Below are 568 nucleotides of genomic sequence, written 5' to 3' on the forward strand. Positions count from 1 at the left end.
GGTGCTTACAGCGAGAAAGACCTGGAGTTGGCCATCCTGCGCGAAATGGAATCGGTGCTGCTGGAACTGGGCAGCGGCTTCTGCTTCGTCGCCCGACAAAAGCGCATGAGCGTCGGCAAAGACGATTTCTATCTCGATCTGCTCTTTTACCATCGCCACTTGCGCCGCCTGGTTGCGGTTGAGCTCAAGCTGGAATCCTTCCAGCCGGCGCACACCGGCCAGATGGAACTCTATCTGCGCTGGCTGGACAAGCACGAGCGCGCACCCGGCGAGGAAGCGCCCATTGGCCTCATCCTGTGCGCCGGGGCGGATGCCGAGCAGGTCGAACTGCTGCAACTGGACGAAAAATCCATCCACGTCGCCGAATACCTGACCGAACTGCCGCCAGCCAATGTGTTACGGGAACGGTTGCATCGCGCAATTGCGTATGCCCGTGAGCGGGTAGCGGTACTACCGATGCCGGAAGGAGATAACGTATGAGTCATTACAAACCTTACCCTGCCTACAAAGATTCGGGGGTGGAGTGGATTGGGGAGGTGCCTGAGGGTTGGGATGTTGCAAGAATCAA

The 568-nt window shown here is 58.5% G+C and carries 1 protein-coding gene and 1 pseudogene; both read left to right on the forward strand.

Annotated features, from left to right (window positions below):
* The coding region (locus IV91_RS0111355) for a PDDEXK nuclease domain-containing protein (RefSeq protein WP_035417922.1) at positions 1–480 on the forward strand (480 nt) is incomplete at its 5' end.
* Positions 477–568, forward strand: a pseudogene (locus IV91_RS19785) (restriction endonuclease subunit S); the annotation flags it as partial. The gene IV91_RS0111355 and the pseudogene IV91_RS19785, both read left to right, overlap by 4 nt.

The sequence above is a fragment of the Ferrovum myxofaciens genome, assembly GCF_000735045.1.
Taxonomy (GTDB): domain Bacteria; phylum Pseudomonadota; class Gammaproteobacteria; order Burkholderiales; family Ferrovaceae; genus Ferrovum; species Ferrovum myxofaciens.